Origin of the sequence: Pseudomonas sp. AU12215 (assembly GCF_001675465.2) — a bacterium.
GTDB lineage: Bacteria > Pseudomonadota > Gammaproteobacteria > Pseudomonadales > Pseudomonadaceae > Pseudomonas > Pseudomonas nitroreducens.
In genome coordinates, this window is the sequence record NZ_MACM02000025.1 from 72,755 (window position 1) to 86,194 (window position 13,440).

Annotated in this window: 18 protein-coding genes and 1 riboswitch; of the genes, 4 read left to right on the forward strand and 14 right to left on the reverse strand. The window is 66.8% G+C overall.

Annotated features, from left to right (window positions below; translation table 11 throughout):
- Nucleotides 1–8: 8 nt before the first annotated feature.
- The 13 genes from A9513_RS07275 to nrdR all read right to left on the reverse strand — a co-directional run bounded on the left by A9513_RS07275 (nucleotide 9) and on the right by nrdR (nucleotide 10,054).
- A complete protein-coding gene (locus A9513_RS07275) occupies nucleotides 9–815 on the reverse strand; it encodes a cobalamin-binding protein (RefSeq protein WP_065084346.1) in 807 nt (268 codons plus the stop codon).
- On the reverse strand, nucleotides 815–1,231 hold the full coding sequence (locus A9513_RS07280; protein WP_065084347.1) for an MFS transporter: 417 nt from the start codon (nucleotides 1,229–1,231) through the stop codon (nucleotides 815–817). The genes A9513_RS07275 and A9513_RS07280 overlap by 1 nt, the downstream gene beginning before the upstream one ends.
- Nucleotides 1,228–1,857, reverse strand: a complete 630-nt coding sequence (gene ribA / locus A9513_RS07285; RefSeq protein ID WP_024764004.1) for a GTP cyclohydrolase II — start codon at nucleotides 1,855–1,857, stop codon at nucleotides 1,228–1,230. The genes A9513_RS07280 and ribA overlap by 4 nt, the downstream gene beginning before the upstream one ends.
- Nucleotides 1,858–1,978: 121 nt before the next feature.
- On the reverse strand, nucleotides 1,979–2,623 hold the full coding sequence (locus A9513_RS07290; protein ID WP_024764005.1) for a TIGR02281 family clan AA aspartic protease: 645 nt from the start codon (nucleotides 2,621–2,623) through the stop codon (nucleotides 1,979–1,981).
- A gap of 4 nt (nucleotides 2,624–2,627) precedes the next feature.
- A complete protein-coding gene (locus A9513_RS07295; protein WP_255302826.1) occupies nucleotides 2,628–3,365 on the reverse strand; it encodes an ABC transporter substrate-binding protein in 738 nt (245 codons plus the stop codon).
- A gap of 69 nt (nucleotides 3,366–3,434) precedes the next feature.
- Nucleotides 3,435–3,950: a phosphatidylglycerophosphatase A gene (locus tag A9513_RS07300; protein ID WP_024764007.1), complete on the reverse strand. Its 516-nt coding sequence runs from the start codon at nucleotides 3,948–3,950 to the stop codon at nucleotides 3,435–3,437.
- Nucleotides 3,951–3,952: 2 nt separating this feature from the next.
- The gene (thiL, locus tag A9513_RS07305) at nucleotides 3,953–4,912 is read right to left on the reverse strand and encodes a thiamine-phosphate kinase (protein WP_065084349.1); all 960 of its coding nucleotides are present in this window, start codon (nucleotides 4,910–4,912) and stop codon (nucleotides 3,953–3,955) included.
- 147 nt (nucleotides 4,913–5,059) lie between these two features.
- Nucleotides 5,060–5,539 carry a transcription antitermination factor NusB gene (gene nusB, locus A9513_RS07310; RefSeq protein ID WP_024764009.1) on the reverse strand — a complete coding sequence of 160 codons (480 nt, stop codon included), beginning with the start codon at nucleotides 5,537–5,539 and terminating at the stop codon, nucleotides 5,060–5,062.
- Nucleotides 5,536–6,012, reverse strand: a complete 477-nt coding sequence (gene ribE, locus A9513_RS07315; protein WP_065084350.1) for a 6,7-dimethyl-8-ribityllumazine synthase — start codon at nucleotides 6,010–6,012, stop codon at nucleotides 5,536–5,538. The genes nusB and ribE overlap by 4 nt, the downstream gene beginning before the upstream one ends.
- A gap of 230 nt (nucleotides 6,013–6,242) precedes the next feature.
- Entirely contained in the window at nucleotides 6,243–7,349 is a 1,107-nt protein-coding gene (gene ribBA, locus A9513_RS07320) for a bifunctional 3,4-dihydroxy-2-butanone-4-phosphate synthase/GTP cyclohydrolase II (RefSeq protein WP_065084351.1), read from the reverse strand.
- 16 nt (nucleotides 7,350–7,365) lie between these two features.
- Nucleotides 7,366–8,034, reverse strand: coding sequence for a riboflavin synthase (locus A9513_RS07325; RefSeq protein WP_024764011.1), 669 nt, complete (start codon nucleotides 8,032–8,034; stop codon nucleotides 7,366–7,368).
- A gap of 155 nt (nucleotides 8,035–8,189) precedes the next feature.
- Nucleotides 8,190–8,352, reverse strand: a riboswitch (FMN riboswitch).
- Between the two features lie 122 nt (nucleotides 8,353–8,474).
- Nucleotides 8,475–9,593, reverse strand: coding sequence for a bifunctional diaminohydroxyphosphoribosylaminopyrimidine deaminase/5-amino-6-(5-phosphoribosylamino)uracil reductase RibD (gene ribD, locus A9513_RS07330; protein WP_141678348.1), 1,119 nt, complete (start codon nucleotides 9,591–9,593; stop codon nucleotides 8,475–8,477).
- Nucleotides 9,590–10,054, reverse strand: coding sequence for a transcriptional regulator NrdR (gene nrdR, locus A9513_RS07335; RefSeq protein ID WP_024764012.1), 465 nt, complete (start codon nucleotides 10,052–10,054; stop codon nucleotides 9,590–9,592). The genes ribD and nrdR overlap by 4 nt, the downstream gene beginning before the upstream one ends.
- 136 nt (nucleotides 10,055–10,190) lie before the next feature.
- Between nrdR and A9513_RS07340 the strand changes: the two genes are divergently transcribed.
- The 3 genes from A9513_RS07340 to trxA all read left to right on the forward strand — a co-directional run bounded on the left by A9513_RS07340 (nucleotide 10,191) and on the right by trxA (nucleotide 12,335).
- Complete coding sequence (locus A9513_RS07340; protein WP_024764013.1) at nucleotides 10,191–10,658, forward strand: YbaY family lipoprotein; 468 nt, start codon at nucleotides 10,191–10,193, stop codon at nucleotides 10,656–10,658.
- Nucleotides 10,655–11,311, forward strand: coding sequence for a methyltransferase (locus A9513_RS07345; protein WP_065084352.1), 657 nt, complete (start codon nucleotides 10,655–10,657; stop codon nucleotides 11,309–11,311). Before A9513_RS07340 ends, A9513_RS07345 begins: the two co-directional genes overlap by 4 nt.
- A 154-nt stretch (nucleotides 11,312–11,465) precedes the next feature.
- Nucleotides 11,466–12,335, forward strand: a complete 870-nt coding sequence (gene trxA, locus A9513_RS07350) for a thioredoxin (protein ID WP_024764015.1) — start codon at nucleotides 11,466–11,468, stop codon at nucleotides 12,333–12,335.
- A gap of 45 nt (nucleotides 12,336–12,380) precedes the next feature.
- On the opposite strand, the gene A9513_RS07355 is transcribed toward trxA, so the two are convergent.
- Nucleotides 12,381–12,734, reverse strand: a complete 354-nt coding sequence (locus A9513_RS07355) for a hypothetical protein (protein ID WP_065084353.1) — start codon at nucleotides 12,732–12,734, stop codon at nucleotides 12,381–12,383.
- A gap of 129 nt (nucleotides 12,735–12,863) precedes the next feature.
- Here A9513_RS07355 and A9513_RS07360 point away from each other — a divergent pair, with 129 nt between their 5' ends.
- On the forward strand, nucleotides 12,864–13,433 hold the full coding sequence (locus tag A9513_RS07360; protein WP_024764017.1) for a DUF2796 domain-containing protein: 570 nt from the start codon (nucleotides 12,864–12,866) through the stop codon (nucleotides 13,431–13,433).
- Nucleotides 13,434–13,440 lie beyond the last annotated feature (7 nt).

A 13,440-nucleotide genomic window follows, 5' to 3' on the forward strand; every position in this document is an offset into this window, starting at 1 on the left:
CGGCCGACTCAGTCGTCGGCCTTGGCACCCGCGAGCAACCGGCAAAGCTTCCCGGTGGCATCGAGCATCGCGAAGCTCGGCTTCTCCAGGTTGCGATCCGGCACTACCCAGAGCTGCTTGAGCCGCGTAGCGCTGAGTTGCCGCATGCCGGTCCAACTGCTCAGTTGCTCGTCGCTGGCCGCCAGGATCACTTGCGGATCACGGGCCAGTACGGCCTCCTGCCCCACCTGTGGCGCCGGCAGGTCGAGATCGGCGAACAGGTTGCGGCCACCGCAGACTTCCAGCGCCTCGCTGATGATCTGTCGACCGCCGACGGTGTAGAGCGGGCGGTCCCACACCTGGTAGAACACCCTGAGTGGCTGCTCGCGCCGGTATTGCGCACGCAACTGCGCCATTTGCACATCGAAGGCTTGCGCCAACGCGCGACCCTTCTCCGCTTGCCCCAGGCGCTCGCCCAATTCGCGGAATTGCCGGGAGATATCGTCCAGACGGTGCGGATCGGCCACGTAGAGCGGAATACCCACGGCCTTCAGGCGCCGCAACTGCGCATCAGGCACCGCGCCAGGCCAGACCAGCAACAGGTCGGGCTGCAAGGCGAGAATCTGTTCGAGATTGACCTGACCGTAACGTCCGACGGACGGCAGGCCTTTCAGGGGCTCGGGACGTGGCCCGCCGTCGAGCAGGCCGGCCAGCCGGTCGGCGGCGCCCAGTTCGAGGACCATGTCGGTGAGCGAGGGCGCCAGGCTGATCACCCGCTCTGCCGCCGCCACCGGCAAACCGGCGATCAGCAGGAGCAGGCACAGGAAGCGGCGCATCAGGCCAGTTGGCGCGGCAGGCGATACAGCCAGAGGATGACCAGGCTGGCGAAGCCCAGCAGCAGGACCGGCACACCATGCAGGTCGACCAGCACCGCCAGGGCGCCGATCCAGGCCGGGATACTGCCCACCAGCGCACCACGGCGCTGCGCGGCACCCAGTGCCTGCCAGGCCGCAGGCTCGTCCGCGCCATCGCGAGCCTTACCGGTAGCGATCAGTGCGTGCTTGTAGCGACGGAACAACGGCAGGGTGAGGAACATCGACACCAGGCCGACGACGAACACCGGCGTGGCCAGCGTGTCCGAGAACGGCGCATCGCCCACCAGCGCCAGCATCAGGTGCTGCGGTGCCAGTGCGAGCGCCAGCAGCAGCCACCAGATCAGATTCAGCCGGCGCCGGGCAGCGGCGCGATTCACGACGCGGAGACCTCGGCCTCGGCTTCGCCCTGATGCATATTGCCCAGCATATGGCCCAGCTTGCCTGCCTTGGTCTGCAGGTAGCGCTTGTTGTGCGGGTTCAGGCCCTTGTGCAGCGGCACCCGCTCGGCGACGGTCAGGCCATAGCCTTCCAGCGCCTTGACCTTGCGCGGATTGTTGGTCATCAGCTTCAGCGAGCAGACGCCCAGGTGCTTGAGCATCGGCAGGCACATGGCGTAGTCGCGCTGGTCGGCGCCGAAGCCCAGGGCCAGGTTGGCCTCCACGGTATCGGCGCCCTCATCCTGCAGAGCATAAGCGCGGATCTTGTTGATCAGGCCGATGCCACGGCCTTCCTGACGCAGGTACAGCAGCACGCCGCGGCCTTCCTTGGCGATGGCCGACAGTGCGCCCTCGAGCTGGAAACCGCAGTCGCAGCGCAGGCTGAACAGCGCATCGCCGGTGAGGCATTCGGAATGCAGACGCCCCAGCACCGGCTGGCCGTCATCGAGCTTGCCCATGGTCAGGGCGACGTGTTCCTTGCCGGTTTCCTCGTCGAGGAAGCCATGCATGGTGAATTCGCCGAAGGGGGTGGGCAGCTTGGAGGCGGCGACGAAAACGACAGACACCGGAAACTCCTGAAAGATTTATCTAAGGAAGGAGGACCGGCATTGTAGCAGCAGCGCCAGCCGCACCGTCATTGCGAATTCTGCAAGATAAGCATCGATGCGGTTGATAGAAGCCCTGCCGTCAGTGCTTGGCCTGGATGTACATCATGCCCTGTTCCTCCCGCCAGCCGACGCGGTTGAGGAAGCTCATACCCAGGAGAATCTCGGTGGGGTAATCGCCTTCGACCACCGCCGCCTCGACGCCCAGCAACTCGATACCGCCCAGCTTCACGCTGTTGAGCATCACCCGCCAGCTCCTGACGGTGCCGCTGGCCGTGGAGACCATCATCGGCGTACCGCTGGCGCGGTAATCGATCCCCAGGCGCCGGGCCTCGCCTTCGTTCATGGCGATAGAGGTGGCGCCGGTATCCACCAGGAACTGCGCGTTCTGGTTGTTGATGGTGCCCGCCACCCAATAGTGGCCGCCGGTGCCGCGGGCGATACTCATCTCGGTGCGGGCGGAGGGCGCGGCATAGCCGCCGCTGTTGTACTCGCGGCTCAGCTCATAGGTCTGCTCGACCCCGCCGATACGCAGTACCGCCTTGTGGCTGTCGGCGCTGACCACCTGCACGCCTTCCGGGCCGCTCTGGCCGACTTTCACCAGCTTGCGCTGGCCGTCGATATTGAGCACCGCAGCACCGGGGAACAGACCGACCACCTGCACCTGCGGGGCTGCCACGGCAGCGATGGAACACAGGGACAGGCAGATCAGGGCGGACAGGCGCATTCGATCACTCCTTGGGCGGCAGCAGTGGTTTCAGCGGGGCGTAGGGCCAGTGCCAGCGAGCAAAGATGCGCTCCAGCTCGCCGCTGCGGTAAAGCGCCTGCATGCGCGAATCGTAGAGCTTCGCCAGCGCCCGCCCGCGGTCGTTGTTGGCGAAGCCAAGATACAGCGGAATCGAGCCGACATCGGTGATGTGGTAGACGCTGGCGTCGACACCCTTGGCCTCGATCATCTCTTCCAGCTCGGGGCGGGCATCGATGAAGTAGTCGATGCGGTGGCCATCGAGCATCGGCAGCGCCGAGCTGCGCCGCTGCAATTCATTGCGCCGCTTCAGGTGATCGAGATAGCGGTCGAAGGCGTAGCCGCGCATCCAGGCCAGGCGGTAGCTATCCAGCGTGGCGAGCGTCGGTTGGGGAGAAGTGTTCAGGCCCAGCGCACCGATGGGGTCGACGTCGTAAGGCCAGTGCGGATAGATGATGTTGTCGATTTCGTGGCGGTAGGAACCTACCCAGGCATCCGCCTCGGCGCGCTGCACCAGCCCGACCGAGCGGACGTAGGGCTCGCTGCGCAGTTTCAGGCGTACGCCTTCTGGCTCGTAGATGGCCCGCAACAGGTCCCAGGCCAGGCCACGACCGTCAGCCTGGGTGTAGTTGACCCAGACCTCGCTGACCACCTGGATTTCCCCGGGAACACCCGCAAGCGTCCGGGCGGGCTTGTCAGCAGCCGCGGCCGCGGGCACGGCCATCGACAGGAACGCCACCGGCAGCCAGCACAGGCACAGGAGCAGGCACAGCAGTCGGCGCATCGAACGTCCTCAGATCAGCCAGTGGGCCCAACCCCATGTCAGGCCTTGCATCACCAGCCAGGCGAAAACGCCGGCCAGCACATCGTCCAGCATGATGCCGACGCCGCCATGGACGTTGCGGTCGATCCAGCTGATCGGCCAGGGCTTGGCGATGTCGATGATGCGGAACACCGCGAAGCCGACCAGCAGCCACCACCAGCCTTCCGGCACCAGCCAGAGGGTGATCCACATGCCGACCATCTCGTCCCAGACGATGCCTTCGTGATCGTGCACGCGCAGGTCGTCGGCGACCTTGCCGCACAGCCAGAAGCCGAACAGCATGGTGACGCCCAGCATCAGCCAGTAACCCCAGTCCGGCAGCATCTGCCAGAGTGGTATGAAGGGTAGCGCAACCAGCGAACCCCAGGTGCCCGGCGCCTTCGGCAGGGTGCCCGAGCCGAAGCCGAAGGCCAGGAAATGCCAGGGATTGCGCCATACCGAATGGGGCACGGGTTGGGCCGGGGCCTGGTTGGGGTGTTCTGTCACGGTCACTCCATGAAATGCAGGTAGCCGCCCTGACGCGGCGTGATATCGGCACCGTTGCCGTCGAGCACGCACACGCCCGAACCGGCTTCCACCCTACCGACCACGCACAGCAGCGGCCAGTTCGCCGAAAGCGCCGACAGGTGCTCAGGCGGCAGCGTGAAGGCCAGGACATAGTCGTCGCCAGCGCCCAGTTTGAGCTGCAATGCCCGCTCGGCGCCCAGCAGGGCTTCCAGCGCGGGGCTGGGCGGCAGCTTTTCAGCCTCGACGACCAGCGCTACGCCCGAAGCACGGGCGATATGCCCGCAGTCGGCCAGCAGCCCATCGGAAATATCCAGCGCCGCCGACGCCTTGCCACGCAACGCCTGGCCGAAGTCCAGCTGCGGTTGCGGCGACCAGTAGCGCGCCAGCAGCGGCTCGGCGACGGACGGCTCGGTGGTCATCTCGCCCAGCACCAGCGGCAATGCCCCGCCCGCCTCGCCCAGCGGGCCGCCGACACAGAGCAGGTCACCGGGACGCGCACCGGCACGGGTCAGCGCCTGCCCGGCGGGCACGCCGCCGAACACGGTGACGGTCATCGCCAGCGGCCCGCGGGTGGTATCGCCGCCGATCAGTGCCAGCGAGCACTCCTGCGCCTTCTGGTTCAAACCACGGGCAAAGCCCTCCAGCCAGGCCGGATCGGCCTCGGGCAGGGTCAGGGCGAGGGTGAAGCCGATGGGCGAAGCGCCCATGGCCGCCAGGTCGCTGGCAGACACCGCCAGGGCACGCTGGCCGAGCAGGAAGGGATCGCAGACGGTGGGAAAATGCACACCGACCACGAGCGTGTCGGTGGAAATCGCCAGCTGTTCGCCGGCCCGGGGCGCCAGGAGCGCACAGTCGTCGCCGATCCCCAGAGCCACTGCCTCGCCGCCGGCCGCACAGGCGGCCGAGGCGAAGTAGCGACGGATCAGCTCGAACTCACCCATGCTCAGAACCTGTTCAGGATCTGTAGCGAGAGGCCGTCAGCGGAGCGAAGAGCAGCGCAGGAACCGGAGTTTATGAGCCATAAATGAGGCTTCCGAGCAGCGCATGAGCTCCGATCACGGTCTCGCAGTAGGATCATGGGCAGGTTCTCAGCGCTTGGCGCCCCGAAGTTCGGCGGCGCGCAGGCGCGGAGCGAGCTTGTCCAGCACGCCGTTGACGAACTTGTGTCCGTCCGTGGCGCCGAAGGTCTTGGCCAGCTCGATGCCTTCGTTGATGACGACCTTGTACGGCACGTCCAGGCGATTGCGCAGCTCGTAGGTGGCCAGGCGCAGGATGGCCAGCTCCACCGGGTCGATCTCTTCCAGCGCACGGTCCAGGCAGGGCGTGAATTCCTCGTCCAGATCGGTCTTCAGGCGCGGCACGCCGTGCAGGATCTCGTGGAAGTAGGCGCCGTCGACATCGCTGAAATCGTTGTCGGTACGGAAGGTCGCCTCGATCTCGTTGAGCGGCTGGCCTGCCATCTGCCAGGAATACAGGGCCTGCACCGCGAGGCTGCGGGCCTTGCGACGCATGGCGATCTTGTTCGGCTTGGCGGGCTTGGCCGGGGTGTTGCCGTCCTGGGTGCTCACTTGGCCTCCAGCTGCGACAGCAGGCTCACCATTTCCAGGGCGGACAGGGCTGCCTCGGCGCCTTTGTTGCCGGCCTTGGTGCCGGAGCGCTCGATGGCTTGTTCGATGGAGTCGACCGTCAGGACGCCGAAGGCGACCGGCACGCCGAACTGCAGGGAAACCTGCGCCAGGCCCTTGGTGCACTCACCGGCAACGTATTCAAAGTGCGGGGTACCGCCACGGATCACCGCACCGAGGGCGATGATGGCGTCGAACTCGCCGCGCTGGGCGACTTTCTGCGTCACCAGCGGGATTTCGAAGGCGCCCGGAGCACGGATCACGGTGATGTCGCTCTGGGCAACGCCGTGGCGCACCAGCGCGTCAATGGCGCCTTCCACCAGGCTTTCCACCACGAAGCTGTTGAAGCGGCCAACCACCAGGGCGAAGCGGCCTTTGGGGGCGATGAAGGTACCTTCGATGGTCTTCAGGGTCATGGGCAAGTCTCACTGTTAAAGAGCCGGAGCGTCAGCGTGACGCTCCGCAAATAGGGTAGAAGAACGGCACCGCCGTGCCAGGGCACGGCGGCGAGGTTCATTCGGGTAGTCCTGAGCGCGTCGCGAGCGCTGGTCCGGCAAGGCGGAAGTCGCCGAAAAAGCGCAGTTTACTGAAGTAAATGAGCATTTTGAGGCGGCTTCCAACGCGGCCTGACCAAGCGCAGCAGCGATCAGGGCTGCCCGTCAGCGGGCAGATATTCTACTACTTCCAGGTCGAAACCGGATATCGCATTGAAGCGCATCGGTGCCGACATCAGGCGCATCTTGCGCACGCCCAGGTCGCGCAGGATCTGCGAACCGGCACCCACGGTGCTGTAGGTGGTGGTCGGCTTCTGCGCGGGCGCCGGGGTATTGGTGATCTCGCGGACGTGCGCCAGCAGGTCGTCGCCGCCGACCTGGTGGCCCAGCAGCAGGACCACGCCGGTGCCGGCCTCGGCTACCTTGGCCATGGCCGCACGCAGGCTCCAGCGGCCCGCCTGGTTGACCATCAGCAGGTCGCGCAGCGGGTCGGGGTTGTGCACGCGCACCAGGGTCGGCTCTTCCGCGCAGACCTTGCCCAGGGTCAGCGCCAGGTGCACGTCGCCTTCCACGGAGTCGCGGTAGGTGATCAGGTTGAACTGGCCCAGCTCGGTATCCAGCGGCTGCTCGGCGAGGCGCTCGACGGTGCGCTCGTGGATCAGGCGGTAGTGGATCAGGTCGGCGATGGTGCCGATCTTGATGCCGTGCTGCTGGGCGAACTCTTCCAGTTCCGGGCGACGGGCCATGGTGCCGTCGTCGTTCATGATCTCGCAGATCACCCCGGACGGCTCGAAGCCGGCCATGCGCGCCAGGTCGCAGGCGGCTTCGGTGTGGCCGGCGCGAGCCAGCACGCCACCGGGCTGGGACATCAGCGGGAAGATGTGGCCGGGGCTGACGATGTCGGCAGCGACGGCGTTCTTCGCAGCGGCAGCCTGCACGGTGCGGGCGCGGTCGGCGGCGGAGATGCCGGTGGTGACGCCTTCGGCGGCCTCGATGGAGACGGTGAACTTGGTGCCGAAGCCGGAACCGTTGCGCTGCACCATCAGCGGGAGCCCCAAGCGCTCGCAGCGCTCGCGGGTCATCGGCATGCAGATCAGGCCGCGGGCAAAGCGGGCCATGAAGTTGATGTCTTCGGTGCGGACACACTCGGAGGCGATGATCAGGTCGCCCTCGTTCTCGCGGTCCTCGTCATCCATGAGGATGACCATCTTGCCCTGACGCATGTCGTCGAGCAGTTCTTCAATGCTGTTGAGTGCCATACGGGGACGAGCCTTTTCAGTGTTTCAGGAAGCCGTTGTCGGCCAGGAATGCTTCGGTGATGCCGCCGGCGCCGGCGCTGGGTTCAGCCGCCTTGTCGCCGAGCAGCAGGCGCTCCAGGTAGCGCGCCAGCAGGTCCACTTCGAGGTTGACCAGGCGGCCACCGCGGTAGTCGGCCATGATCGTCTCCTGCACGGTGTGCGGGACGATGGTCAGTTCGAACTCGGCGCCGTTGACCGCGTTCACCGTCAGGCTGGTGCCGTCCACGGTGATCGAGCCCTTGAGCGCGATGTACTTGGCCAGCTCGCGCGGTGCGCGCACGGTGAACTGGATGGCGCGGGCGTTTTCCTCGCGCTTGACGATCTCGCCGACGCCGTCGACGTGGCCGCTGACCAGGTGGCCGCCCAGGCGGGTGGTCGGGGTCAGGGCCTTTTCCAGGTTCACCCGGCTGCCGATCTTGAGCTGCGCGAACGCGGTGCGCGCCAGGGTCTCGCGGCTGACGTCGGCCCAGAAGCCGTCGCCGGGCAGCTCGACCGCAGTCAGGCAGATGCCGTTGACGGCGATGCTGTCGCCCAGCTTGACGTCGCCGAGGTCGAGCTTGCCGGTCTTCACGTACAGGCGCACGTCACCGCCTTTCGGGGTGATGGATGCGATGGTTCCGATGGATTCGATTATGCCGGTGAACATGTTGCCTCCCACACGGAGAAGGCAGCCGGCCGACAGGCCCGCGAAGCCAACAGGGAAAGGTATTGCATGAGGCGAACTCCTGTTTTTCGTTAGAAAACAGGGCGTATCGGATCGAAGGGACTTCTCGGACGCGCGCAGGCACGCCCCGATGGCTATCCCGTTCTCTCTTCATCCGGACTATGACCGTCGGCCCCGGAATCACACCGGGTCTGCTGACCCTGGCCATCCGGCGAACCGGTCTGGACAGGCGCTCGCGGGCTAGACGCATTGCGCGTCATTACCGCCGGTGGGGACTTGCACCCCGCCCTGAGAACGTCAATCGCGGTCGTTACAGCGTCGACCGCGTGTGGCGTTTTACCACAGGCCGGCGCAAGTCGGAAGCTTCCTATTGATCACTGCGCGTCCGCCGACTGGCCGGCGAGGGCTACGCCGGCGCGCCATCACAGCGGTCTGGCGGTGACCAGCCAGTCGTCACCCACGGCGCGGATGTCGACGATCTTCAGCTCGCGGGATTCGCTCATGCGCTCCAGCGGCAGCTCCAGCAGCGGCCGCGCGGAGGAACCGAGCAGCTTGGGCGCCATGAAGATGCTGTATTCGTCCACCAGTCCGAGGCGGGCAAAGGCGCCGGCCAGGCGCGGGCCGGCTTCCACCAGCACTTCGTTGACCCCACGGCGGCCGAGTTCGCTCAGCAGTGCCAGCAGGTCGACCTGGCCGTCGAGGCCGGCAAGGTTGAGCAGTTCGTGGCCGACCACCGCGTAGTTCGGGTCGTCCTGGGTGCTCACCACCAGCGCCGGACCGGCCTGGAAGAAAGTAGCGGTCAGCGGCACCCGCAGGCGCCCGTCGATCAGCACGCGCAGCGGCTGGCGCTGCGAGGCCAGCTCGGTCTGCTCGGCGTCCAGGCCCAACTCATCCGGGCGTACGGTCAGACGGGCGTCGTCGGTCAGCACGGTATCGGCGCCGGAGAGCACTACGCTGGCCTGCGCGCGCAGGCGCTGCACGGCGCGGCGCGCGGCCGGGCCGGTGATCCACTGGCTCTCGCCGCTGGCCATGGCGGTGCGGCCGTCCAGGCTCATCGCCAGCTTCACGCGGACGAAGGGCAGGCCGGTCTCCATGCGCTTGAGGAAGCCCTGGTTGAGGGCGCGGGCTTCGTTTTCCAGCACGCCGGAGCGCACCTCGATACCGGCTTCGGCAAGGCGCCGCATGCCGCTGCCCGCGACCTGCGGGTTCGGGTCCTGCATGGCCGCGACCACGCGGGCGAGGCCGGCGCCGATCAAGGCGTCGGCGCAGGGCGGCGTACGACCGAAGTGGCTGCAGGGTTCCAGGGTGACGTAGGCGGTGGCACCACGGGCCTTGTCGCCGGCCCGGCGCAGGGCGTGGACCTCGGCGTGAGGCTCGCCGGCGCGCACATGCCAGCCTTCGCCGACGACTTCGCCATCGCGGACGATGACGCAGCCGACGCGAGGGTTGGGATGGGTCGTGTACCAGCCCTTGCGGGCCAGCTCGATGGCGCGGGCCATCCAGGCTTCATCCGGGCAGTTCACGGAATCGACGCCGCTCATTCTTTCGCCGGCTCCCGGGCCAGGCGCTCGATTTCCTCGCGGAACTCGTTGAGGTCCTGGAAGCGGCGGTAGACCGAGGCGAAGCGGATGTAGGCGACTTCATCGAGCTTCTGCAGCTCGGCCATCACCAGCTCGCCCAGCACCCGCGACTTGATCTCGCGCTCGCCGGTGGCGCGCAGCTTGTGCTTGATGTGCGCCAGCGCCTCTTCCAGCCGCTCGATGCTCACCGGGCGCTTCTCCAGCGCGCGCTGCATGCCGGCGCGCAGCTTGTCCTCGTCGAAAGGTTGGCGGCTGCCGTCCTGTTTGATCAGGCGCGGCATGACCAGCTCGGCGGTCTCGAAGGTGGTGAAACGCTCGCCGCAGGCCAGGCACTCGCGGCGCCGGCGGACCTGGTCGCCCTCGGCGACCAGGCGCGAATCGATGACTTTGGTGTCGTGGGCGCCGCAGAAAGGACAATGCATGGCGAGTCTTGGGCAGTCTTGTCGGAGGAAGAGGTAAGGGGCCATGGTAGCGCATCGCCTGGCCGAAGAAACCCTGCTCCCCGCAGACAAGCCGCAGGCATTACGCTATATAAGCGCCCGCCTGGAATCTGCCGCGATGGAGCCCGCCATGTACACCCGCCTGCTCTGCTTGTCCCTCACCGCCCTGCTGGCCGCCTGCGCCAGCGAAAAACCCGTGCCCGCCGCTGCGCCGGCGCCCGCACCGAAGAACTCGGCGCCCGCCGCACTGGAACCGGTGCCGGCGCACATGCGCGCCCTCTCCGGCCAGCTCAGCAGCTCCCAGGGCTACCTGCCGGCGGGTAGTGAAGTGGAAGTCGCGCTGCTGGTGATCGACGAGCGCGACCGTCCGCAACAACTGCTTTCCAGCGAGAAGCTCATCGCCAACGGCCAGGCGCTGCCCTTCCGGCTGATCTTCAATCCGCAGTCCTTCCCGGCCAATGCCCGCGTGGAACTGCATGGCCGCGTCTCGCAGTCCGGCCAACTGGCCTGGCGCCTGCCGCCGGTGCGCATCACCCAGCCGGAAACCCGCGCCCTGGGCGAGCTGCGCCTGGAGCGCGCACCGTGACGCCACCGCTTTCCCTGCAACAGGCCCTGGGCGAACTGCTCGGCGACGCACGCCTGTGCGCAGAACGCCTGCCGGGTACCGACATCGACCTGTGGCTGATCGATGCGAACAACATGGACCGCGAGTTCAGCCCCGACGAGACCCGGCGCATCCTCGAAGAGCCGCCCTACTGGTGCTTCTGCTGGGCCAGCGGCCTGGTGCTGGCGCACTGGTTGGCCGACAAACCCGAATGGGTGCGCGGCAAGCGCGTGCTGGACTTCGGCGCGGGCTCGGGCATCGCCGCCATCGCCGCCGCCAAGGCCGGTGCCGCCGAGGTAGTGGCCTGCGACCTCGACCCGCTGGCGCTGGACGCCTGCCGCGCCAACGCCGAGCTGAATGGCGTGGAGCTGACCTACTCGGCGGACTTCTTCCAGGAAGAGGACCGCTTTGATCTGATCATCGTCGCCGACGTGCTCTACGACCGCGCCAACCTGCCGCTGCTGGACGAGTTCCTCAGCCGCGGCCGCGAAGCCCTGGTGGCGGATTCGCGGGTCCGCGACTTCAGCCATCCGCTGTACCAGCGCCTGGGCATACTCGACGGCTGCACCTGGCCGGACCTGGCCGAGCCGGCCGAATTCCGCCATGTAAGCCTGTATCACGCACGCCGCGGGTGACATCGGCACGCTGGGGCCTTCCCGGCCGTATCACCGTCCCATATTGCTCCTGAAGGGAATTACGCTGCCCGACCAGGCGGGTTGTTTCCGTCAGGCAGCGCCCCCACTTATAGTGGCAACCACCTTCATCGCCCCACTCGATTCGAGATTTCCCATGAGCGATACGCCCTACATCTTCGACGCCAGCATCGCCAACTTCGATCAGGTCGTCATCGAGAACTCCTTCCACAAGCCGGTGCTGGTCGACTTCTGGGCCGACTGGTGCGCCCCGTGCAAGGCGCTGATGCCGCTGCTGGCGCAGATCACCGAGTCGTACCAGGGCGAGCTGCTGCTGGCCAAGGTCAACTGCGACGTCGAGCAGGACATCGTGATGCGCTTCGGCATCCGCAGCCTGCCCACCGTGGTGCTGTTCAAGGACGGCCAGCCGGTGGACGGCTTCGCCGGTGCGCAGCCGGAATCGGCGATCCGCCAGATGCTGGAGCAGCACGTCCAGCCGCCCGCCCCGGCCGCCGGCAACCCGCTGGAGCTGGCGCAGGCAGCCTTCAACGAAGGCCGTTTCGCCGAGGCCGAAGCGCAGCTCAAAGTCCTGTTGGGCGAAGACAACAGCAACGCTGCGGCGCTGATCCTCTACGCCCGCTGCCTCGCCGAGCGCGGTGAGTTGGGTGAAGCCGAAACCGTGCTCGACGCGGTGAAGAGCGACGACCACAAGCAGGCGCTGGCCGCCGCCAAGGCCCAGCTGACCTTTTTGCGCCAGGCTGCCGACCTGCCCGACGCCGCTACCCTGAAGACCCGCCTGGCCGCTGACGCCAACGACGACGAAGCCACCTACCAGCTGGCCGTGCAGCAACTGGCGCGCCAGCAGTACGAGGCGGCACTGGATGCCCTGCTCAAGCTCTTCGCGCGCAACCGCGGCTACGGCGAGGACCTGCCGCGCAAGACGCTGGTCCAGGTGTTCGACCTGCTGGGCAACGATCACCCGCTGGTGATCGCCTACCGCCGCAAGCTGGCGAATCTGCTGTATTGATGAAAAGGGCGCCGCGAGGCGCCTTTTCTTTCTGTAGTCTCCCGGCTACTCATCTGCCCAGGTGAAGACCTGCACGCCATCGCGCACCTCGATCTTCACCTGCGGGCTGTGCCGCAGGCGCACTAGCAATCCCTTCGCCGCTCCCGTGCTGCCCGCCAGCGCTTCCAGCTCATCCATCAACTCCGGCCCTTCCGTGCTGCCGCTGCGGCGCAACAGGTCCTGCGCGGCCAGCCATAGCTTGTCCGCCGGGCCAGCAGCCACTGGCTGAGCGGTAACCGGCGCGGACGGCACAACGGCCGCCACCGGCAGGCTCTGCGCCAGCCGGGCCCAGTCGGCGTCATCCATCTCCACAGTCAGGTCCACCGGCCAGTCGCCGATGGTGCCCTTGATTCTCAGCATCGCCCTTCTCCTCACGCGGTTTCGCGCATGCTCCCACGGCATCGGCGCCACGCCAAACGCACGCTAAGCTGGCCTTAATTTTTCATCTGTTATAACGTAACAAAATCATTCATCAGACCGGAGTCTCCCATGCGCCCCCTGCTCCTCGCTGTCGCCCTGCTGCCCCTCGCGGCCCAAGCCCACGACGAACATGAACACGGCAGCCTCGGCAAGCACGAGCATGGCGTCGCCCAGCTCAACGTTGCCCTCGACGGCAAGACCCTGGAACTGCAGGTGGACAGCCCGGCGATGAACTTCGTCGGCTTCGAGCATGCCGCCACCAGCGACGCCGACAAGGCCACGGTCGCCACCGTGCAGGCCCAGCTCAAGCAACCGCTGCAACTGCTTGCCCTGCCCGCCTCGGCCAAGTGCAGCGTGCAGTCGGTGGAGCTTTCCAGCCCGCTGTTCGGCGATGCGCCCAAGGCAGAAGAGCATGACCATGACGACGGCGACCATGACGAACACGAAGGCCACCACCACGCCGATATCGACGCCCACTACCAGCTGACCTGCGCCCAACCGCAGGACCTGGCCACTCTCGACTTCGCGCCGCTGTTCAAGCGCTTCCCGGCGACCCAGAAGATTCAGGTACAACTGATCGGCCCGAGCGGCCAGCAAGGTGCAGAATTGACCGCCGCCAACCCGACCCTGAACTTCTGATCACGAC

Excerpts from the sequence above, each read along its gene's own strand:
- trxA (WP_024764015.1), top strand. The coding sequence starts at position 11,466 with ATGAGCGATACGCCCTACATCTTCGACGCCAGCATCGCCAACTTCGAT.
- ribD (WP_141678348.1), bottom strand. The coding sequence starts at position 9,593 with ATGAGCGGCGTCGATTCCGTGAACTGCCCGGATGAAGCCTGGATGGCC.
- A9513_RS07325 (WP_024764011.1), bottom strand. The coding sequence starts at position 8,034 with ATGTTCACCGGCATAATCGAATCCATCGGAACCATCGCATCCATCACC.
- ribBA (WP_065084351.1), bottom strand. The coding sequence starts at position 7,349 with ATGGCACTCAACAGCATTGAAGAACTGCTCGACGACATGCGTCAGGGC.
- A9513_RS07355 (WP_065084353.1), bottom strand. The coding sequence starts at position 12,734 with ATGCTGAGAATCAAGGGCACCATCGGCGACTGGCCGGTGGACCTGACT.
- A9513_RS07360 (WP_024764017.1), top strand. The coding sequence starts at position 12,864 with ATGCGCCCCCTGCTCCTCGCTGTCGCCCTGCTGCCCCTCGCGGCCCAA.
- A9513_RS07340 (WP_024764013.1), top strand. The coding sequence starts at position 10,191 with ATGGAGCCCGCCATGTACACCCGCCTGCTCTGCTTGTCCCTCACCGCC.
- nrdR (WP_024764012.1), bottom strand. The coding sequence starts at position 10,054 with ATGCATTGTCCTTTCTGCGGCGCCCACGACACCAAAGTCATCGATTCG.
- ribE (WP_065084350.1), bottom strand. The coding sequence starts at position 6,012 with ATGACCCTGAAGACCATCGAAGGTACCTTCATCGCCCCCAAAGGCCGC.
- A9513_RS07290 (WP_024764005.1), bottom strand. The coding sequence starts at position 2,623 with ATGCGCCTGTCCGCCCTGATCTGCCTGTCCCTGTGTTCCATCGCTGCC.
- thiL (WP_065084349.1), bottom strand. The coding sequence starts at position 4,912 with ATGGGTGAGTTCGAGCTGATCCGTCGCTACTTCGCCTCGGCCGCCTGT.
- A9513_RS07275 (WP_065084346.1), bottom strand. The coding sequence starts at position 815 with ATGCGCCGCTTCCTGTGCCTGCTCCTGCTGATCGCCGGTTTGCCGGTG.
- A9513_RS07295 (WP_255302826.1), bottom strand. The coding sequence starts at position 3,365 with ATGGCCGTGCCCGCGGCCGCGGCTGCTGACAAGCCCGCCCGGACGCTT.